At 32.9% G+C, this 21,895-nt stretch carries 20 protein-coding genes; 17 read left to right on the forward strand and 3 right to left on the reverse strand.

What is annotated here, in order from left to right:
* Positions 1–36: 36 nt before the first annotated feature.
* From ACKI32_RS05765 to albA, 6 genes are all read left to right on the forward strand, one after another.
* Positions 37–441 (forward strand): PadR family transcriptional regulator, encoded by a 405-nt coding sequence (locus ACKI32_RS05765; protein ID WP_407414412.1) that lies wholly within the window; start codon positions 37–39, stop codon positions 439–441.
* Positions 425–1,474 carry an ATP-binding cassette domain-containing protein gene (locus ACKI32_RS05770; protein ID WP_407414414.1) on the forward strand — a complete coding sequence of 350 codons (1,050 nt, stop codon included), beginning with the start codon at positions 425–427 and terminating at the stop codon, positions 1,472–1,474. Before ACKI32_RS05765 ends, ACKI32_RS05770 begins: the two co-directional genes overlap by 17 nt.
* Entirely contained in the window at positions 1,461–2,615 is a 1,155-nt protein-coding gene (locus tag ACKI32_RS05775; RefSeq protein WP_407414416.1) for an ABC transporter permease, read from the forward strand. Before ACKI32_RS05770 ends, ACKI32_RS05775 begins: the two co-directional genes overlap by 14 nt.
* Before the next feature lie 11 nt (positions 2,616–2,626).
* On the forward strand, positions 2,627–3,826 hold the full coding sequence (locus tag ACKI32_RS05780; protein WP_407414418.1) for a PQQ-binding-like beta-propeller repeat protein: 1,200 nt from the start codon (positions 2,627–2,629) through the stop codon (positions 3,824–3,826).
* Positions 3,827–3,889: 63 nt separating this feature from the next.
* Positions 3,890–5,428 carry a 2-isopropylmalate synthase gene (locus ACKI32_RS05785; protein ID WP_407414420.1) on the forward strand — a complete coding sequence of 513 codons (1,539 nt, stop codon included), beginning with the start codon at positions 3,890–3,892 and terminating at the stop codon, positions 5,426–5,428.
* A 180-nt stretch (positions 5,429–5,608) separates the two neighbouring features.
* The gene (gene albA / locus ACKI32_RS05790) at positions 5,609–5,884 is read left to right on the forward strand and encodes a DNA-binding protein Alba (protein WP_407414422.1); all 276 of its coding nucleotides are present in this window, start codon (positions 5,609–5,611) and stop codon (positions 5,882–5,884) included.
* A 6-nt stretch (positions 5,885–5,890) separates the two neighbouring features.
* Here the strand turns inward: albA and ACKI32_RS05795 are convergent, their stop codons facing one another.
* Entirely contained in the window at positions 5,891–6,550 is a 660-nt protein-coding gene (locus ACKI32_RS05795) for a PHP domain-containing protein (protein ID WP_407414424.1), read from the reverse strand.
* Position 6,551: 1 nt separating this feature from the next.
* Complete coding sequence (locus ACKI32_RS05800; protein ID WP_407414426.1) at positions 6,552–7,583, reverse strand: DUF1786 domain-containing protein; 1,032 nt, start codon at positions 7,581–7,583, stop codon at positions 6,552–6,554.
* 92 nt (positions 7,584–7,675) lie between these two features.
* Here ACKI32_RS05800 and ACKI32_RS05805 point away from each other — a divergent pair, with 92 nt between their 5' ends.
* The 3 genes from ACKI32_RS05805 to ACKI32_RS05815 all read left to right on the forward strand — a co-directional run bounded on the left by ACKI32_RS05805 (position 7,676) and on the right by ACKI32_RS05815 (position 10,669).
* Complete coding sequence (locus ACKI32_RS05805) at positions 7,676–8,977, forward strand: TrpB-like pyridoxal phosphate-dependent enzyme (protein WP_407414428.1); 1,302 nt, start codon at positions 7,676–7,678, stop codon at positions 8,975–8,977.
* A gap of 412 nt (positions 8,978–9,389) precedes the next feature.
* Entirely contained in the window at positions 9,390–10,169 is a 780-nt protein-coding gene (locus ACKI32_RS05810; RefSeq protein ID WP_407414430.1) for a ParA family protein, read from the forward strand.
* The gene (locus tag ACKI32_RS05815; RefSeq protein WP_407414432.1) at positions 10,169–10,669 is read left to right on the forward strand and encodes a hypothetical protein; all 501 of its coding nucleotides are present in this window, start codon (positions 10,169–10,171) and stop codon (positions 10,667–10,669) included. The genes ACKI32_RS05810 and ACKI32_RS05815 overlap by 1 nt, the downstream gene beginning before the upstream one ends.
* Before the next feature lie 166 nt (positions 10,670–10,835).
* Here the strand turns inward: ACKI32_RS05815 and ACKI32_RS05820 are convergent, their stop codons facing one another.
* A complete protein-coding gene (locus ACKI32_RS05820) occupies positions 10,836–11,948 on the reverse strand; it encodes a radical SAM protein (protein WP_407414434.1) in 1,113 nt (370 codons plus the stop codon).
* Between the two features lie 105 nt (positions 11,949–12,053).
* Here ACKI32_RS05820 and ilvD point away from each other — a divergent pair, with 105 nt between their 5' ends.
* The 8 genes from ilvD (at position 12,054) to argS (ending at position 21,864) form a co-directional block, all read left to right on the forward strand.
* Positions 12,054–13,703 carry a dihydroxy-acid dehydratase gene (ilvD, locus tag ACKI32_RS05825; protein ID WP_407414436.1) on the forward strand — a complete coding sequence of 550 codons (1,650 nt, stop codon included), beginning with the start codon at positions 12,054–12,056 and terminating at the stop codon, positions 13,701–13,703.
* Between the two features lie 7 nt (positions 13,704–13,710).
* Positions 13,711–14,988 (forward strand): histidinol dehydrogenase, encoded by a 1,278-nt coding sequence (hisD, locus tag ACKI32_RS05830; RefSeq protein ID WP_407414438.1) that lies wholly within the window; start codon positions 13,711–13,713, stop codon positions 14,986–14,988.
* A gap of 202 nt (positions 14,989–15,190) precedes the next feature.
* A complete protein-coding gene (gene aspS / locus ACKI32_RS05835; RefSeq protein WP_407414440.1) occupies positions 15,191–16,510 on the forward strand; it encodes an aspartate--tRNA(Asn) ligase in 1,320 nt (439 codons plus the stop codon).
* A gap of 24 nt (positions 16,511–16,534) precedes the next feature.
* Positions 16,535–17,737 (forward strand): NAD(P)/FAD-dependent oxidoreductase, encoded by a 1,203-nt coding sequence (locus ACKI32_RS05840; protein ID WP_407414442.1) that lies wholly within the window; start codon positions 16,535–16,537, stop codon positions 17,735–17,737.
* Positions 17,738–17,800: 63 nt separating this feature from the next.
* Positions 17,801–18,430, forward strand: a complete 630-nt coding sequence (locus ACKI32_RS05845) for a cobalt-precorrin-8 methylmutase (protein ID WP_407414444.1) — start codon at positions 17,801–17,803, stop codon at positions 18,428–18,430.
* A gap of 9 nt (positions 18,431–18,439) precedes the next feature.
* Positions 18,440–19,714 carry a glutamate-1-semialdehyde 2,1-aminomutase gene (hemL, locus tag ACKI32_RS05850; RefSeq protein WP_407414446.1) on the forward strand — a complete coding sequence of 425 codons (1,275 nt, stop codon included), beginning with the start codon at positions 18,440–18,442 and terminating at the stop codon, positions 19,712–19,714.
* Between the two features lie 4 nt (positions 19,715–19,718).
* Positions 19,719–20,144: a signal peptidase I gene (locus ACKI32_RS05855; RefSeq protein ID WP_407414448.1), complete on the forward strand. Its 426-nt coding sequence runs from the start codon at positions 19,719–19,721 to the stop codon at positions 20,142–20,144.
* Positions 20,145–20,163: 19 nt separating this feature from the next.
* Positions 20,164–21,864 (forward strand): arginine--tRNA ligase, encoded by a 1,701-nt coding sequence (gene argS / locus ACKI32_RS05860; RefSeq protein ID WP_407414450.1) that lies wholly within the window; start codon positions 20,164–20,166, stop codon positions 21,862–21,864.
* Positions 21,865–21,895: the final 31 nt, after the last annotated feature.

Below are 21,895 nucleotides of genomic sequence, written 5' to 3' on the forward strand. Positions count from 1 at the left end.
TATTAACATATATCAATTTTTGACATATGGTGAATTATGATAGAAGAAAAAACCCCTAAAAAAATCATAAAATATTTTACTAATGGAATTACTCATAATCTAATTTTATGGATTATTTCCAAACAGTCAATCCATGGATATGGGATTATGAAGAAATTAGATGATTTTTTTAACTTTGATGATATTGAATGTGAAAATAATATTAATTCAAGTAAAATTTATCCGATTTTATCAAAATTGGAAAAAAATGAATTAATTATTGGCGAATGGAAAGTTAATGAAAACAATAAAAGGGTCAAATATTATTCAATAACTCCTAAGGGCGAGTTAGTTTTAAATAGTATTCGAAAATATATGAGTTCAATTTTAACTCACCCCTCCTGGATTGAATATATTGAAGATATGACTGGAAAGGAGATTAACAATGAAAAATGCAATTGAAACTTTTGATCTTACGAAAGTTTATAACAATAATTTTAAGGCAGTTAAATCTCTAAATTTAAAAATTCCCGATAAAAGTATTTTTGGAATGTTAGGTCCAAATGGAGCCGGTAAAACTACAACAATTAAAATGCTTACTTGTTTAATTCAACCTACTTCAGGAAGCGCTACAGTTGGCGGTTATGATATTAGAAAAAACCCCAATGAGGTTAGAAATCTTTTGGGAATGGTTCCGCAACAAGTCAGTTTGTATAAGGATTTGACAATAATGGAAAACTCACAGATGTGTGCTGATTTTTACGGAGTTCCAAGAAATGAAAGAGATTCACGTATTGAAGATTTGATGGAACTTGTTGACATCAAATATGCAAAAGATAAACGTGTAAGTCAGCTGTCTGGTGGTCAAAAGCAAAAGGCTTCTCTTGTTGCTAGTTTAGTTCACAGACCTGAAATTTTATTTTTAGATGAACCAACCATAGGTCTTGATCCAACAACAAAACGTACTTTATGGGATTTAATCAGAGAACTGAACGACAATGGCCACACTATTATTTTATGTTCTCATGATATGCATGAAGTAGATATGCTATGTGATAATGTTGGAATTATTAATACAGGTAATTTAGTGGCTTATGATACTCCACAAGGCCTTAAAGATTCTCTTTTGGAAGATAATAGAAATGAAATGGTAAATACGTTGGATAAAATTTCCAAGGAAAATAAAGTTTCAACATCTACTCAAGAGGATATAAGCAATATTAGTAGTAGAAAAATGTCAATTCTTTTAAAAAATCAGAATGATGAAATTATTGAATCTATCAGAAAATCAAATAATGTTAATAGCATTGAAATTGCTCACAATGGACGTATTAACTTAAGAATTGATAGTTTCGATGATTTAGCTGTACAAAACGTATTAAATGATATTTATTCATCTGGAGGTATTATAAAATCAATTTATACAGAAGAACCTTCACTTGAAGACGTATTCATAAAAGCAACTTCCGAGGTCGATGAAAATGATAGAGCTTGATAAATTTTGGTGGATGATTAAAAAGGAATTAATTTCTCTAAAAAGACATCCTAGCCGTTTGGTTGCTATTATTGTCTTTCCGATAATAATGATTTTATTATTTGGTTATGGAATGGGCGGGGAAATGACAGATTTGCCTATTGTTGTTGTTTCTCAAAGCCATGGTGATTTAACAGATTTAACTTTGGACACAATTAAGACTACAGAAACATATCATGTTGTTAAAGTTATTGATGATTTGGATGAGGGAAAGGAGCTTGTTAATTCAGGAAATGTAAAAGCTGCGATTATTTTACCTTCTGATTATGATGAGGATTCATCGACTCAAAAATCGGTAACGCTTTATTTGGACTCATCAGATCAAATGGCAGCTCAAATTCTTGAATCCTCAACTCAAGGAATTTTTTACAGATTATCTAATATGGTTGCCTCTCAAACTAGTGTTTCAACTCAGGATGCTGAAATTGAACCGTCTGTTGTTCATTCCCTTAACAATTTCAAGGATGACATTAGTTTACACATTAACAGAATTTATGGAAACATTAAATATATTGACTTTTTAGTTCCTGCAGTTCTTGGAATGACAGTGATGATGAGCTGTATGATGGGTATGGGAGCAACTATTGCCGGTGAAAGAGAAACCGGTGAGCTTGCAAGATTATTCATGACTCCTACTTCAGTTTCAACCGTTATTGGTGGTAAAATTGCCTCAAAATTATTGATTGAACTGCTTAGGGCATTAATACTGATTGCAATGGCTATTTTATTATTTAATGTTAGTATTAAAGGTGGAATTCTTCAAACATTCATTGTTTTAGTCATTGGTGCATTGTGTTTTGTAGGATTTGGTATTATGCTTTCCGCAAGAACCCAAACTCAGGAGGATTATGCCCAGATAGTCATGCCATTTTCCATGCCAATGATGTTTGTTTCCGGTGTATTTTATCCAATTGAAACAATGCCATGGATTTTCCAAAAATTAGCTTACCTATTCCCATTAACTTATCTTAATGATGCAATGAGGGGTATAATGCTTAAAGGTCAAACCTTAGGGGATGTTTGGTTGGATTTGGTAATTCTTTTAGGTTTTACAGTATTATTCTTCATAATGGGTGTAAAACGATTTAATAGGGATGTATAGGAGGTTTTAAAATGTATAAAAAAGTATTAATTTCTTTAATTATTTGTCTTTTATGTTTATCTCCAATTGCTGCTGAAAATTGGAATTCATTTGCTGGAGGTGTTGATCACACTGCCTACAGGGATGGAAGTTCAGATTTTGTAACTAATCTTTGGACATTTAACATAGAATCACCAATCCATTCTTCACCTGCAATTTACAACGATTATATTTATGTCGTTTCAGCTGATGGAATCTTAAAAGCCATTGACATGGAAACTGGTGAAGAGGAATGGGATATAGATTTGGATTCAAAATCAAGTTCCTCACCTATTGTCCACGATAATAGATTATACATCGGTTGTGAAGATGGTCTTAAAGCCATTAACATTAAAAACCATGAAATTGCATGGGAATATGATTGTGGAGACGTTGAGTCAACTCCTGTATATTATAATGATGTAATTTATTTCGGAAGCAATGACGGTCATTTATACGGTGTTGATAAATCCGGTGATGAAGTTTTTAATAAGAAATTAGGCGGTGAATTAAAATCTTCTCCTATTGTTGTTGAAGACAATATCTACATAGGCTCTACTAATTGCAAGTTGTATTCAATTGGAACCGATGAAGATAAAAATTGGGAATTTACAACTGGAGATGAAGTGTTGTCCTCTCCAAGTTATGTAAATGATTCAGTGGTATTCGGTTCTTCAGATGGTAATTTATACTGTTTAAAAGAAGACGGGGATTTAAGTTGGAGTGTGGATTTAAATGATAATGTAATCTCCTCACCGACCGTCGATGAATATGATAACAGTTTATATGTCGGGTCTTCTGATGGCTGTTTATATTGTTTAGATTATCGTGACGGAACAATCAAATGGAATTTTTCAACTGGTAATAAGGTATTATCCACACCCGCCCTTAAAGATAATTTGGTTGCTTTCGGATCAAATAATGGTGTTTTTTATGTGTTAAATAAATACACAGGTTTAGAAGAGTTCACTTACAATCCGGGAACAGTTTTATTTAACTCTGCAATAACATCCTCACCTGTAATAAATGGCAATAGCTTATTTTTCGGTGACGATTCAGGATATTTATATTCCCTAAATATCAATAAATCTGAAGTACCCGGTTCAGTACAGATGTTTTATTCAATTGCAGTTTTAATTATTGTAATTATCGTTGCAGTTGTTCTCGTTAAGAAGTTTAAAGGTAGAAAATAATTTTCTATCTTTAACAATTAAAATTATTAACTCATATTTCAATATTTTAATCAAGGTGTATTAATGAAAAATATGGAAACTCTAAAAAATGAAAATATGAACCTTTCAGATAAAATTTATATTTTCGATACAACTCTAAGGGACGGTGAGCAAACACCAGGTGTTGCATTGACCGTTGATGAAAAAATTCAAATTGCTACCAAACTCAATAATTTGGGCGTAGATAAAATAGAAGTTGGTTTTCCTGCTTCTTCTAATGCTGAAGTTGAATCAGCTCGTGAAATTAAATCAATGGATTTAGATTCTACTTTAGTTGGTCTTGCACGTTCACTAACCTCAGACATTGACGCTGTTTTGGATGCCGATTTAGAATATATTCATACATTCATCGGAACTTCCCCATTGCATCGTGACTACAAGCTTCAAATGTCAAAGGAAAAAATTGTTGAAACTGCAGTTTCAGCGGTTGAATATGCAAAAGATCACGGCCTCACTGTTGAATTTTCAGCCGAAGATGCAACAAGAACTGAAAGGGACTTCTTGTTTGATGTGTTTAATAATGTTGTAGATGCCGGTGTGGATTTTTTAGATATTCCTGATACTGTTGGTGTTTTGACTCCCGTTGTAACCCGTGAGTTAATAACAGACATTAAAAACAATTTCAAAACACCTATCAGTGTTCATTTCCACAATGATTTTGGACTTGCCACTGCCAATACTCTAACTGCCATTGAATGTGGAGCCAATCAGGCTCACGTCACTGTCAATGGTTTGGGTGAGAGAACCGGAAATTGTTCTCTTGAAGAACTTGTCATAACTTTAAAAGTAGCTTATGGAATTGATTTGGGTCTTGATACAACAAGACTGTATAGTCTATCTAATTTGGTAGGTCGTTTTACTGGTGTTAAAATGCCTGTCAACAAACCGATTGTCGGAGCCAATGCCTTTGCCCACGAATCAGGTATTCATGTTCATGGAATTTTAAACAACTCATCTACCTATGAACCTATTTCACCTGAGATGGTTGGTCATTCAAGGCGTATTGTTTTGGGAAAACACACCGGAGCCAATGCTTTAAAATCAAAGTTAAAAGATTATCATATTGATTTGGATGATAAGCAATTTTGTAAGGTATTTGATGAGATTAAGTCTTTAGGTGATAGTGGTAAGTGTGTTACTGATGATGATTTAATAGCTATTGCAATAACTGAGCTGTCATCAGCACGTGAAACCCCTATTGTCTTGAAGGGTTTGGGACTTTCATCAGGTGGAGGTGTTTCACCGACAGCCACAGTTAAACTTGAAATCGATGGTGTGGAAAAAGAAGCTGCCAGCACTGGTGTTGGACCTGTTGATGCTGCCTTAAATGCCATTAGATTATTGATTCAGGATACTATGGATATTGAACTTGAAGAATATAATTTGGAAGCTATTACTGGTGGTACTGATGCTTTAGCTGAAGTATTTGTTATAAGTTCAGATCCTGACGGAAATAAATCCACTGGTAGGTCAACCAACCAGGATATTGTCATGGCTAGTATTTTAGCTGTTTTAGATTCAATTAATAAATTGTTATTGATTAAACGAACTAAAATAAATTAATTTTTTATAATTTATTTAATTATTTTTTTATTTTCTAATTATTTTTTATTTTATTATTAAATGTTTTAAATATCGATTAAATATTATTCATCAGTTTATAACCTTTATTTGCTAATTTTACCATAGGATGTAAAATTTTATATACATTAATTGACCTAAACTTAATATGGTGAAATAAATATGGAGAATAATACTATATTTGTCGGTAGTAAACCTGTAATGAATTACGTCTTGGCAGTAGTTACACAGTTTAATGAAGGCTCAGAAAGTGTTCTTTTAAGAGCCAGGGGTAAAGCTATTAGTCGTGCCGTTGACACTGCTGAAATCGTCAGAAATAGGTTTGTACCGGAGTCTGATGTTACTGATATTCAAATTTCTACTGAAGAAATTGAAAACTTTAACAACGAAAAGACTAATGTGTCTATTATTGAAATTTTAATTGAAAAGAACAACTGATTCTTTTCAATCAAATTTCTTTAAAATATTCTTCTCAAATAAATATTTTGAAAGTAAAATGTTTGAAGTTCCTTTTCCATGAGCTTCTGTCTTGTTTTTTCTTATTGCTTTTAAAACACTATCGATGTCTTTTTCACAGTCGATTAAACTAAAGCAATCGCCAACGAATTTAAAATAATGAGCGTCACTTGCACCAAGTTCAGGAATGTTTTCTTTTTTTGATAGGTTTTTTGCCTTGTGGTTGCAATATCCCACGATGAATCTTGCATTTTTTGTCTCTATTGCATCAATTTTTAAATCTTTATAGTCACTTTTACATAGTAGTCCATGCCTGTAAAAACAATAAGGATGGGGAATTATTGCAAGACCCCCCAAATCATGAATTCTCTCGATAGTATCTTGTGGTGATAGGTCACGAGGTATATTTTCCTCACACCCAAAACCAAGAATATGGCCTTTTGTTGAAGAAATTTCTATTGATGGAATGGCAAGTATATCTGTGTTTCTTGTTTTTTTAATTACTTCACTAGTTCCATCAACTGTATTGTGATCACTGATTGCAATGATGTCAATATTTTTTCTTTCGGCTACTTTTAAAATATCATCAATTTTTGAATTAGAGTCAGGTGAATATTCAGTGTGAATATGTGAATCCATTTTAAGCATTTTATCTTCCTAGAATTGTTTTTATTAATCCAATTGTACCGGTCATCATTACATCTCCACCTGGAGCTGCATGATGCCAGTCAAGATTTGTTTTTTCGATTAATTCTCTTTTTGGACCACTAACTATTACCTTTTCTATTTTTGATATTGGATTTAAAACATGTGCACCGTGGCCGTGGTCTTCATGAACTTCTTCGTGAGTTATCTCACCTGATGCAAGTCTCTTCATATATCTTTCAAGGGATTCGCCAGTAAGACTTGAAGTGTGATGTTCAAATACTCCCTGAATTTTACCATCTTCTATTGATGCAGCTGTTGTGTGACCGTTTCCGATATCTATTACAATAAAACTGTTTAATTTTTTAGCTACTTCATCATAACACATTCCAGCTATTGATGCAAATTTTGTGTCCATTATCAATGGCAAATCTTCTATTCCTTCATTTTTTATTGTTCTACTTACAGCCTGCATTCTTGTAAAGTAGTCTGGTAAATCATCAACAAATCCAAATTCTAGCGGAGATATAGGTTCTTTAACTTTTTCACGGATTTTTTCAAATCTGAAATCCCTGTCTCCCATATTTTCATTGTATCCATGATCTTGCACTGCAATTGCAATTTTATCAAAGTCAAACTCTAAATCATAACCAAGTAGGAATTCTGATAATTTTTTGATATTAATGTCGCCTAATGTAATCTTTGTAAAGTCTTTGTAATCTTTACCCTCTTCAGCAATTTCTATTCCAATTGCTTTTACTTGCTCTAAATCATCACGAATAGTTCTTGCGCAATTTGGTTCCATTACAACTTTGTATCCTTTTTCCATGTGTTCTAGGATGCTTTTTTTTATTTTTCCTCCACCCATTATTTCTCCTTTGAAATAAATGTCATTTTCGATTTCTATCATTTGTTGAGACACATACAAATGGGGAGAAGGTAAAACCAGTTTAATTGAGTTTTCCAGTTCCTTTTCTGTGTCATAAATCATTATGTCCTGTGTTCCTGTTCCAACATCAATAGCTAAAATTCTCATATTTTAAGATGTGTTTTTTATATTATTAATAAATTAATAGTACATTTTTGTACAACAAAGCTTTAAATAGTACATTATTTAAACTTATTACTATGACTTATAAAATAGAATTATCATCAGATGAAGTGCCAAAACAATGGTACAATATGCTTGCTGACTTACCAGTAGAACTTCCTGCTCCTAAGAACAGTGAAGGAAAAGATCAAATTTCATCTTTACAAATTGCTTTTACTAAAGCTGCTTTAGAACAAGAATTCGCTACTGATCGTTATGTCAAGATTCCAAATGAAGTTAGAGAATTATATATGGAAATGGGTAGACCATCTCCATTAGTAAGAGCAAATAAACTCGAGGAATATTTGAATACTCCTGCTAAAATTTACTTCAAAAGGGAAGACTCTTCTCCTACCGGTTCACATAAGTTAAATTCTGCTATTCCTCAAGCATATTTTGCTAAAAAAGAAGGTGTTGAAAGATTAACTACAGAAACCGGTGCAGGCCAATGGGGTACCGCTTTATCTTTGGCTTGTAATTTATTAGACATTGAATGTACTGTTTATATGGTTAAAGTTTCATTCAATCAAAAGCCAGACAGAAAAAACATCATGCATATTTACGACAGTAATGTCTTTGCTTCCCCTAGTGAAAACACTAAAGTTGGACGTGAAATTTTAGCTAATACTCCTGACCACCCAGGTTCTTTAGGAGTTGCTATTTCTGAAGCTATGGAAGAAGCTTTAGAAAATGATGAAGTTAAATATTCATTAGGTAGTGTTTTAAACCACGTAATGTTACACCAAACTGTTATAGGTCAGGAACTCAAAACCCAACTTGAAATTGCTGAAGAAGAACCTGACGTAATGATTGCTTGTGCTGGTGGTGGAAGTAATTTGGCAGGATCTTTATTCCCATTCATTAAAGATAAGATTGATGGAAATTCAGATACTCAATTTATTGCTGTTGAACCTAGTGCTTGTCCAACACTTACCGAAGGCTCTTATGAATATGATTTTGGAGATACCAATGAATTTACTCCAATGCTTAAAATGTTCACTTTAGGCCATGATTTCGTTGCTCCTACCGTTCATGCTGGAGGTTTAAGATATCACGGAATGTCACCTATCGTTTCACTTTTAGCTAAAGAAGGCTACATTGAACCTAGATCTGCTCATCAAGTTGATTGTTTCAATGCAGGAATTACTTTTGCTCGTAACCAAGGTATTGTTCCAGCTCCAGAAACTACTCACGCAATTAAAGTTGGTATTGATGAAGCATTGAAATGTAAACAAACCGGAGAAGAAAAAACTATTGTCATTAACTTCTCAGGTCATGGAATGTTAGACTTAAAAGGATATGCTAGCTATTTTGAAGGAACTATGCAAAATGCTAAATAATCCTTCTTTATTTTTTTTAATATTTTTTTGTTATAACTTATAACTTATCATTTTTTAATTATTAGTTATAACTTATAACTACTAACAAATAACTAATAACTTATTTGTGAAAACAAATACTTTATAAGAGAGAAGTTATAAAATATAACTTATTTGTTAAAAGTTAGTTATGATAAGTTATTTCTTAAAACTTATTTTTTATAATTTAGAAGTTTTAACTTAAAACTTATTTCCTATCCCTTAGAAGTTAGAACTTAAAAGTTATTTCCTTTAAGTTTTAATTTAAAAGGAATAACTTAATCCTTTTAACTTATACTGAGTAACTTATTCGTTATTCTTTTAAACTTAAAATTTTTAAGTTATAAATCATAACTAATAACTTAAAACTTATTAGATATAGGAGAATTCTTTAATGAGTGAAGTAATTGCGGTGATGAATCAAAAAGGGGGCTGTGGTAAAACAACTACCGTTGTTAATACTGCAACATCCCTAGCAGTAATGGGAAAATCTGTTTTAGTTGTTGATATGGATCCCCAAGCTAATGCTACAACTAGTTTTGGGATTGATAAAACTAAGATAGAAAATACAATATATGATGCTATCATAGGGGATATTAGTGTTAAAAAAGCAACAATTCCTACGTTTATTAAAAATTTATTTATTATCCCAAGTAATATATCCCTAAGTGGTGCTGGAATGGAGCTTTCTAAACGTGAAAATTATCATATAATTCTCAAAGAAACTCTAAAAGATGTTGTTCCATTATTTGATTACATATTCATCGATTTACCACCTTCATTAGGTGTAATTACTGTCAATGCATTAGTAGCTTCAGATAGCGTATTAATACCTATCCAAGCTGAGTATTATGCTTTAGAAGGTGTAGCTGATTTAATTAATACAATAAAATTAGTTGAAAAAAGACTTAGAAGTCCGACTCCAATTAAAGGAATTCTCCTCACTCTATTTGATAAAAGAACTAGACTTAGTAGAGACGTTCACAAAGAATTAAAAAGCTATTTCAGTGGAACAGATTTATTGTTTAAAACAATCATTCCAAGAAACATTAGATTGGCTGAAGCTCCTAGTTATGGAAAACCATGTTTGGTATATGATCCGGAAAGTACAGGAACAAAAGCTTATTTAAAACTAGCTAAAGAAATCCTTAAACGGGATGGGGAGGAATTATAATGGCTAGAAAAGGACTTGGAAAAGGTTTAGATTCATTAATTCCTAATTTTTATGATGAGGATTTCGACAGTAATTCAACACAGTCTCTTGAAGACATGTTAAAAGACAATGAAGAAACTGTTGAAGAAAAAGTTGAACCTCAAAAAGAAGAGCAAAAAAATATATTTGAAGAAATTCAAGAAGAAGAAGCTCAAAAAGAAGACAATGAACCTGTAGAAGAGGTTCAAGAAGAGGAAGTTCCAGAGGAAGTTGTCGAAGAACCAGTTCCTGAAGAAGTTCCAGAGGAAGTTAAGATTCAAAACGAACATATAGCTGAAGTAAAAGAGATTGTTGATAAAAATCCAAGGATTACTTTATGGTCTTCAAGATCTTCTGCAGTTTTCAGATATTTAAGGAAAACAGAACCTGAATTCAGTATTTCAAAAGAAGCATCAGTTTTAATTGAAGAGGCAGTTTCTAAAAAATACCCTGAAATTTGGGCGTTGTTTGATGACTATTAATTTTCTACTTTTTTTATAATATATTATATTTTACATTTGAAATTGTCTACTTGATATTTTCAATAAATCTATTAATAAAAATTTTTTTCTATTATTTTAATTGATTCTACAATAAAATATTTGATTATTTTATTCCTTTAAATATTAAATAAATCAATAAAAAAAGTTAAAAATCAAAAGTAGTTTGATATTCCCCACTTATTTTAATGTATGGTTCGGCTCTATCTACTATAACCCCTAATTTTCTCAATTGTTCTTTTGATGTAAATGGAGTTTTTCTACGAATAGAAATTATTTGATGTGCTGATTTTATACCGATACCCGGCACTCTTATCAGTTCAAAAAGTGGGGCTGAATTAATTTCTACAGGAAATATATTCATATTTTTTGCAGCTAAAATTTTTGGATCTTGCGTAAGTGAAAGTTTATCATTTTCATCAAATACCAGTTCTTTAACTTTAAAATGATAATCATTAAGTAAACTGTCAGCGTTGTATAATTTTGCAGTTCTATCTGTTGAACATGCCTCTTTATTTGAAAATTCAGTTTCTTCAATTGGGGTGAATGCAGAAAAATATGTTCTTTTCAATTCAGATTTTTTGTAGATTTTTTCCATTCTCTGTAAAATCTCCTTGTCACTTTCACCGTTTGCACCGACAATCAGTTGGGTGGTATGAGTAGAATTTGGATATGTTGTACTTTTATGTTGCATGCTGTTTATCCAGGATAACCTTCTAAGAATGTCCTTTTTATAATCTTTTGTGGATGACAGTTCTGCAAGACCAGAAGGTGTTGCAGCCTCAATGTTTATACTGACTCTGTTTGCAAGTGCCATTGCTCTTGCAATAGAATCCTTACTTGCACCTGGAACAACTTTAAGATGAATATAATCATCGTATCCATATTTTTTTCTAAGTAGACTTACAGTTTCTATTTGTTTTTCCATTGTAGAATCTACATCACCTGAAATACCTGAACTTAAAAACAATCCATTTACCAAACCTCGATTATAATATCCGAGGAATGCTCTTGCAAGTTCTTCAGGTGACAGTTCAAGTCGTGTAAAATTTCTTTTTGATTGGTTAATACAATACTTGCAGTCGTTTTTACATTTATTGGTTAAGAGTGTTTTAAAAAGAGGGATTTTACATCCGTTATGACCAGTTGCTTCATATATCCCGGGTAGATTTACCTGAGAACTTTTATTGTGACTTACATAATCACATAAATCATATTGAGCGGAATCTGTTAAGATTTTCATCTTCTCTAATGTGGTCATACTAATACTTATGTTTTTTAAATTAATTATTTTTTTGTTAAACTATCAATTATAATAATAATTAAATAAATATATAATAATGATTTGATTAAATTGTGTGATTAGATGAAAAGTGATAATGTTAAAAAAGGAATTCAAAGAGCACCACACAGATCCCTTTTAAGGGCTTGTGGTCTTAAGGATGAAGATTTTGATAAACCATTCATTGGAATAGCCAACAGTTTTACAGATATTGTACCTGGCCATATTCACTTAAGGGAACTTGTTGAATTTGTAAAACAAGGTATTATCGAAGCTGGAGGTATTCCATTTGAGTTTGATACAATGGCGGTTTGTGATGGAATCAGTATGAACCACGAAGGAATGAAATATTCCCTTCCTTCACGTGAGATTATTGCCGCTACAGTTGAATCCATGACTAAAGGCCATGCATTTGACGGATTGGTTTTGATTCCAAGTTGTGATAAGGTTGTTCCTGGAATGATTATGGGAGCAGCAAGAGTTAATGTTCCATCAATTGTTGTTACTGGTGGGCCGATGGCATCTGGTGAATATAATGGAAAACCTGCTGATTTAATTACAGTATTTGAAGCTGTCGGTGCTTATTCAGCCGGTAAAATGTCTGAAGAAGATGTTTTGGAACTTGAAAGATGTGCATGTCCAGGTGCTGGAAGCTGTTCCGGTTTATTTACAGCCAATACTATGGCATGTATAACAGAAACTTTTGGTTTATCCCTTCCAACTTGTGCTACCACCCATGCAAGAACAGAAGAAAACAATAAAATCGCATTTGAGTCTGGTCGCCAAATAATTGAACTTGTTAAAGATGACATTAAACCATCAGATATCATGACCCAAGAAGCATTCAACAATGCGATTGCTGTTGACATGGCATTAGGCGGATCATCTAATACTGCACTTCACATTCCAGCTATCGCTAATGAAATTAACGGTGTTGATGTTGATTTAGAATTATTTGATGAGATTTCTAAAAATGTTCCACACATTGCACTTATTTCTCCTGCTGGTGAAGATTCCATGATGGATTTACATTTAGCTGGTGGAATTCAAGCTGTTTTAAAAACATTAGGTGATAAAATTGATACCAATCAGTTAACTGTCACAGGAAAAACAATTAAGGAGAACTTGAAAAACTTTGAAAATAAAAACACTGAAGTTATTCATACTTTAGACAATCCTGTACATGAAGACGGTGGAATTGCAATCCTAAAAGGAAACCTTGCACCTAATGGTAGTGTCGTTAAAAAAGGCGCTGTTGCAGATGATTTAATGTATCTTAAAGGCCCTGCAAAAATATATAACTCTGAAGAGGATGTTACCCAAGCAATATTTGACCATGAAATTTCAGAAGGGGATATCGTTGTTATCAGATATGAGGGACCAAAAGGCGGTCCTGGAATGCGTGAAATGTTAAATCCAACTTCAGCTCTTGCAGGAATGAATATCAAGAATGTAGGTTTAATCACCGATGGTAGATTTTCAGGAGGAACAAGAGGACCTTGTATAGGCCACGTATCACCTGAAGCAATGGAAAACGGACCGATTGTAGCAATTCAAAATGGTGATATAATAGAAATTGACATTAACAATAGATTGATAAATGTTGAGTTAACTGATGAAGAAATTTCAGAAAGATTAAAATCTGTTAAACACCCTGAAAGTGATGTTGATGGATGGTTAGCACTATATCAAAAGCTTGTTCACTCTGCTGATACTGGAGCTATTTTAAGGTAGTGTTAAAATGGAAATACTTACTTATTCTGATATTGATTTACACGAAACCATCAAAAGATCAGAAGAAGATGTTAATAAAGTCTTAGACATTGTTTCTGATATTTTAGAAAATGTCAAGGAAAATGGTGATAAGGCTATTGGAGAATATACTGAAAAGTTTGATGGTGTTATAATAGAAAATTTAAGAGTATCCAAAGATGAAATTAATGAGGCTTATGACACTTTAGACGACTCTTTACTTGTTGCTTTAAAGCAAGCCGCATCCAATATTGAGAAATTCCACAAAAAACAAATTCCAAATGAATGGAATATTGAAGTTAATCCGGGAATCACTGCAGGTCAAATTGTAAGACCAATCAATTCTGCAGGTTGTTATATTCCAGGAGGTCGTGCAGCATATCCTTCATCAATTTTGATGACTGTTATACCTGCAAAAATTGCTGGTGTTAAAAAAGTCGTATGTGTAACACCACCCCAAAAGGATGGAAAAATTCTTGATGCTATTTTAGTTGCAGCTGACATTGCAGGTGCAGATGAGATTTATAAGGTCGGTGGGGCACAAGCTATAGCTGGACTTGCATATGGAACAGAATCAATACCTAAAGTTGAAAAAATTGTAGGTCCTGGAAATATATTTGTTACCGCTGCAAAAAAACTAGTATATGGTCAAGTAGATATAGAGTTTCCGGCCGGCCCATCTGAAGTGTTAATATTAGCAGATGAAAGTGCAAATCCTGAATTTTTAGCAACTGATATATTGGCACAGGCTGAACATGATCCTAATGCTTCATGTTTTTTAGTAACCAATTCAAAAGACTTGGCACTTAAAACTGATGAGTATGTAAAAGAGTTAACAAAAGTTGCACCAAGACGTGAAATTATTGAAGAATCATTATCTAAAAGTGGAAAAATTATTATCACTAACACACTCGAGGAGGCTATTCATGTGACAAATGAATATGCTCCTGAACATTTAATCATATCTACAATAGATGATGATGAAACATTATCACACATCAACAATGCAGGTTCAATATTTTTAGGTTTATATTCACCTGTTGCAGCTGGAGACTATGGGTCTGGTACCAATCATGTTCTTCCAACCGGTGGTGGAGCAAAAATGTATTCAGGACTTTCTACTGAAGAGTTTATTAAAAAACCTACAGTTCAAAGGATTACAAAAGAAGGTCTTAAAGAGTTATCTAAAACTTCAGTTCCAATAGCTGAATATGAAGGATTCTTTGCTCATGCAAATTCATTCAAAACAAGATTAAGAGATGAGTAACTATTTTCTAAAACAACTACTCTTATCTTAAATGTGGCAGTTTTAGGGATTTCCCAAACTTTCACATATTTTTTTTAAATCTATTCGATTTATTATTTCTGCTATTATTACATACTTTTATAAAACATTAAAACTAATATTATGATTATAATGAAAATTTTATCATTATTTTATTTTTACAAACCACAAAAAGGTGAATAATTTGCAAGGTTTATTAAATGATTGGAGAAGGACTCACTATGCAAACCAACACAATCCTGAAATAGCAGGTAGTGATGTTACTATCATGGGTTGGGTACATGAAATCCGTGATTTCGGTGGAATCATGTTTGTAATCATTCGTGATGTAACTGGTAGAGTTCAAGTAACCGCTCCAAGTAAAAAAGTAGATGAAGACGTATTAAAACAATTAAGAGACTTAAGAAAAGAATCCGTTGTTGCAATTAAAGGTGCAGTACAAGAATCAGCAAAAGCACCAAATGGTGTTGAAATTATACCAAAAGAAGTAAAAGTTTTAAATATGGCTGATCAACCTTTACCAATGGATCCAACAGAAAAAGTAAAAGCAGGAATTGATACAAGACTAGATTCAAGATTCTTAGATATCAGAAAAGAAAACGTTTCTGCAATTTTCAAAATCAAAGGTCAAATGTTCCATACTATCAGAGATTTCTTCTATGATAATGGATTTTATGAAATTAACACTCCTAAACTAGTAGCATCCGCTACTGAAGGAGGAACTGAATTATTCCCAATCGCATACTTTGAAAAAGAAGCATTCCTTGGTCAATCCCCACAATTATACAAACAAATGATGATGGGTGCAGGAATGGATAAAGTATTTGAAATCGGTCAAATTTTCAGAGCAGAAGAGCACGATACTTTAAGACACTTAAATGAAGCTGTTTCTATAGATGCTGAAGCTTCATTTGCTGATGATGAGGATGTAATGAAAATATTAAATGACATGATTATTCAAGTCTTAAATGATGTCAATGAAAATTGTGCTAATGAATTAGAAATTTTAGGTCATGAATTGGAAGTTCCTTCAGGAGATTTCCCAGTTGTAACTTACGACGATGCTGTTGACATTGTCAATATGGCTGGAGTTGAAATGCAATGGGGAGAAGACTTATCCCGTGAAGCTGAAAAAGCATTAGGCGAAGAAATGGGAGGATTTTATTTCTTAACCAAATGGCCTGCTGAAATAAAACCGTTTTACGTAATGCCATTTGAAGATGATGAAAAATATGCTCATGCATTCGATTTAATGTACAACAACTTAGAATTATCTTCTGGTGCTACCCGTGTACACCAATATAATCTTTTAGTAAAACAAATTGAAGAAAAAGGCCTTAATCCTGATGGATTTGGAAGCTACTTAACCGCATTTAAATATGGTATGCCTCCACACGCAGGTTGGGGTGTAGGTGCTGACAGGTTAACTATGGTACTTACAGGTTCTCAAAACATCCGTGAATGTGTACTCTTCCCAAGAGACAGACACAGATTAACCCCTTAATCTTTTTTCTTTTTTAAGATTGATATGGAAGAATATGAGATAGCTATCATTGGTGGTGGCCCTGCAGGAATAATGGCGGCGATTGCTGCAAGCCAGAATTCCTCAAGTGTAGTGTTGCTTGAGAAAAACTCCTCACTTGGTCGCAAATTTCTTTTGACAGGTGGGGGAAGATGCAATATCACAAACCAAAAACCAATTAAAAAGCTATTGAATATTTATCCTCAAAAAAACTTTTTAAAACACTCTTTTTTTACATTTACAAATGAAATGCTCCTTTCGCTTTTTCAGGATAAAGGCTTAAATTTCATTGAGGAAGATGAGGGTAGAATATTTCCGATGTCTGAAAAATCTAGTGATGTCTTGGATATCTTAACTGATTATCTGGATGATGTTGTTATAACTTATAACTTTGAAGTTAGCTCTATCACAGATGACTTTATAATAAACGATAAGATAAAGGCTGACAAGATTATCCTAGCCACTGGCGGTATAACTTATCCACAGACTGGATGTAACATAAAAAACTATTCATTAACTTCACAACCTTTAACTGACATTAAATACGGACTTGTTCCATTAATAACTAAAGAAGACTTGTCAGATATTGCCGGTATTACGTTATATGATGTTGTTATAAGTTATAAAAAATCAAAAGTTAAGGGCAATGTATTGTTTTCACATGTTGGCTTAACAGGGCCGGGAATAATTAATTTAAGCAATGAGATTTCCCAGGGCCTTGATTATAATCTGTTGGAAAATGATCCTGATTTTGATATTGAAATAGCCATTGATTTATGCCCTGATTTCACTCGTGAAGACCTTAAAGAGAAATTCACAAATGATTTTCAGCTTAAGGGAAAGACAATGCTTAAAAATTATCTCAAGCTGTTTTTAACAAATAATTTTATTGATTTCTTTTTAGCCCAAAGTGATTTGGATGGTGAAATACAGTTATCTAAAATCAACAAGAAAAGTAAGAATCGTTTAATTGAAAATTTAAAGAGATTTGCTTTTGAAATAACTGATTTTAATAGAGATTTGTCAAAGGTGACTATTGGTGGAGTAGATTTGGACAATATTAATCCAAAGACTATGGAGTCAACTTTGATTCCTAATTTGTATTTTGCTGGTGAAGTTTTAGATTTACACGGCCCTACTGGCGGTTATAATTTGAAAATTGCATTTTCAACTGGTTATCTAGCAGGGCTTTCAGCTAGTGAAAAATAATTTTTTTTAAAATTTTGATTTTTAACAAAATATTTAACATATATTTAATATATAACTAACATTATGACAGACAAAATGTTCATGGGTGCATCAACTAAACAAGGTTTAGATATTGCTACTAAAAGTAGAGAAATTATCCGTGGCCTTATTGGAGATGATGTCAAAGATTTAAATCCTGCTGAAAGAGACATTGTTGAGAGAATTGTTCACTCAACTGCAGATCCAGAGTATGCAAAATTAGTTAAAATAAGTCCTGATTTTGTAGATGCAGCTATGGCTTCCCTTAAAAATAATGAAACCATTTTAACTGATATCAACATGGTTAAATATGGTATTACAAGATATGATGGGGAAGTTGAGTGTTATATCAGAAATGAAGAAGTTATTAAAATCGCTAAAGAAAATCAAATTACAAGAGCGGCCGCAGCAATGAGATATGCGGCAAGTAATGATTTTGAAGGTATTGTAGTTTCTGGTAATGCTCCTACTGCTGTTTTTGAAGCTATGGATTTATACCAAAAAGGTGAAATGAATCTTAAAGCTATTGTTGGAGTTCCTGTTGGTTTTGTTGGGGCAGCTGACTCAAAAGAGGCTCTACACAATTCAGATATTCCAAATATTATTGTTGAAGGACCGAAAGGTGGAACACCAATTGCTGTAGCTTGTGTAAATTCATTAATCCAACATTTATAGTGTGATATAATGTATTCTGAAGAATTGTTCAATGAATCTAAAAAATATTTTCCTGGTGGAGTAAACTCTCCAGTTCGTGCTTTTAAACCATATCCGTTTTTTGTTAAAAGCGCTGGAGGTTCTAAAATCACTGATGTAGATGGAAAAACTTATATTGACCATTGTTTAGCTTATGGTCCATTAATACTTGGACATGCAGATCCTAAAGTTGTAAGGGAAGTTTCCAATCAATTAACTATTGGAACAGCATATGGTGCTCCAACCGAAAATGAAATAACTCTTGCAAAAGAGGTTATTGATAGAATTCCTTCTGCTGAGATGGTAAGATTTTGTAATAGTGGAACTGAAGCTACAATGAGCGCAATAAGACTTGCGAGAGGTTTTACTGGAAGAGACAAAATAGTTAAATTTGAAGGAGCATATCACGGTGCGCATGATTATGTCCTTGTAAAAGGGGGATCTGGTGCTGCAACCCTACCTGATAGTCCAGGAATTCCTGAAGATACAACTAAAAATACTTTATCCGTTCCTTTTAATGATGAAGAAGCATTAACTGAGTTAATTGAAAAAGAAGGTGAAAACATTGCTTGTATTATTATGGAAATAGTCATGGGCAATGTTGGTTGCATTGAACCTAAACCAGGATTTTTAGAATTTATAAGAAAAATTACTGAAGAAAATAATATAATTTTAATATTTGATGAAGTTATCACAGGTTTTAGAGCATCACGTGGTGGAGCTCAAGAGTATTATGGTGTCACTCCTGATTTAACAACCCTCGGTAAAATTGTTGGTGGTGGACTTCCAATGGGTGCCTTTTGTGGTAAAAAAGAAATTATGGAGTTGATTGCTCCTAATGGCCCAGTTTATCAGGCAGGTACTTTTTCAGGAAACCCTATTTCAGTTCAAGCTGGTATTTCTACTTTAACTCAACTTGATGATGCATTTTACAAAGAATTAGAGCGTAAAGGAAACTTCCTTCGTGGAAATATCCAATCCATCATTGATGAGGAAGAGTATAATATTCAACCGGTTGGACTTGCTTCAATGTTTCAAATTTATTTCAATCCTGCACCAGTTTACAACTATGCTGATGCACAAAAATCAGATAGAAAACAATTCTTAAGATACTTTAAATCTTTATTAAAACAAGGTGTGTTTATTCCACCTTCACAATTTGAATGTAATTTTATTTCAAATGCCCATTCTATGGCAGATTTACAGAAAACTTCTGAAGCTATTGAAATAGCTCTAGAAGCCGCATTTAAGAAAAGAAGAAGGTAATATTATGGATATAGATTATAAAGAAATGGCATCATATGTAATTATTCTAATTATAGTTTTAATTGCCGCTCAACATTTAAATGTAGTTGTTTCAGGTAGTATGGAACCTGCATTTTACAGAGGAGACATTGTTTTGGTTGAAAAAGCAGACCTCTTCGGTATTAGCGAGTTCAACCCAGAGGATGTTGAAGTTGGTGATGTTGTTGTTTATGATGCTGCATGGTATGACCAACCTGTTATTCATAGAATTATTGGTACGGCCGATATAAACGGAACTACGATGTATGTAATTAAGGGAGACAATAACAACTCTCCGGATCCATATTATGTCAATCCAAGCCAAATTAAAGAAAAGGTAGTAACATTTGGCGATAATTTGGTTGTTATTCCAAAAATCGGATATCTTTCCCTCTGGTTAAGAGGATTATAATTATTATTTAGGTGAGTTAATGTATTTTGAAATTGAAAAACAAGCGATTGATGCTATAAATAAAGCATTGGATCAATATGATGTAGAAATCGATAGGAATTTCAAATTGGAATTTCCTCCAAATCCAGATTTAGGTGACCTTGCAAGTACAATTGCATTTGCACTTACTAAAAAATTAAGGACTTCACCTCCTGAAGTTGCAAAAGATTTGGTTGAAAAAATTGAAGTTCCAGAAATATTTTCTAAAGTTCAAAACTTTGGGCCTTACGTTAATTTCTTCATTGACTATGATAAATTTTCAAAATTGCTTTTGGAAAAAGTAGATGAAAATTACGGTCAACTTCCGGAATATGGAGAAAAAATCGTTTTGGAACATACTTCAGCAAACCCTAACGGTCCGCTTCACATTGGACATATTAGAAACTCCATTTTTGGGGATTCCCTTGCAAGACTTTTGAAAGTGGCCGGAAGGGATGTCATAACACAATATTATGTTAATGATATGGGAAGGCAAATTGCTATTATCGTATGCGGTATAACTGAATGTGGTCTTAAGATAGAAGACTATGAAGGCGATAAACTTGACCACAAGATTGGAAAATTATACTTTGATGCAAATAAGGCTGTTGAAGAAGATGAAGCTTTAAATGCTAAAGTAGATGAATTGATTCAAAAATACGAAGAAGGCGCTGATGAAGAGTTAAACAAGGTCTTTGAAGATGTTGTATCAAAATGTATTTCAGGTATGAAGGAATCCCTTCAAAGAATGAACATTGTCCATGATGACTTTGTGTGGGAAGGTCAATTTGTAAGAAACGGTGATGTAGACAGTACAGTTAACTTTATTCAAAGAGAAGGATTTACCAGAGAAAACGATGTGTTATACATTGATTTAACAGACTTCAATATTGAAAAAGAATTTGTTTTAAGAAGATCCAATGGCACTTCACTTTACTCTACTAGAGATTTGGCTTATCACAAATATAAAGCTACTTTAGGTGACACAGTCCTTGATATTTTAGGTTCAGACCATAAATTGGCTGCAAAACAAATCAAAATAATTTTTGAAGAGATATTTAGACAAGAAGCTCCTGAAGTAATCTTTTACGAATTCATTACTCTTCCTGAAGGATCAATGTCAACAAGAAAAGGTAAATTCGTATCTGTTGATGAATTGATTGATGAAGCTGTTTTAAGAGCACATGATGAAATCAAATCAAGAAATCCTGATTTAACTGAAGAAGAAATTGCACCAATGGCTGAAGAAATCGGTGTTGGAGCTGTAAGATTCTTCATAGCTAAATTGTCTCCTGAAAAACACTTGACTTTCAAATGGGATGAAGCATTAAGTTTTGAAAGAGGTTGTGCTTCTATTCAATATGCACATGCAAGAGCATGTAAATTGCTTGACAAATCCGGTAAGGATATCAGTTCTTTGACTGTCAGTGATGATTGGACTCCTGATGAAGCGGAACAAGATTTAATTAGACAAATCGCTAAATTCCCACAAGTCGTTGAGGATTGTGCCAATAAGAAAAGGGTTCACAATATCACACAATACTGTCAGGATTTAGCCGGTTCATTCAATAAATTCTACAAAACAGAACAGGTTATAGGTTCTGACGTGGAAGATACAAGACTCATTTTAGTTGATAGAGCTAAAACAACTATTAAAAATGCTTTAGATATTTTAGGTGTTTCTGCACCTGAAAAAATGTAGATGAGTTGTTAACTCATCTTTAATTCTTTTT

Origin of the sequence: Methanobrevibacter sp. (assembly GCF_045611865.1) — an archaeon.
Lineage (GTDB): Archaea > Methanobacteriota > Methanobacteria > Methanobacteriales > Methanobacteriaceae > Methanocatella.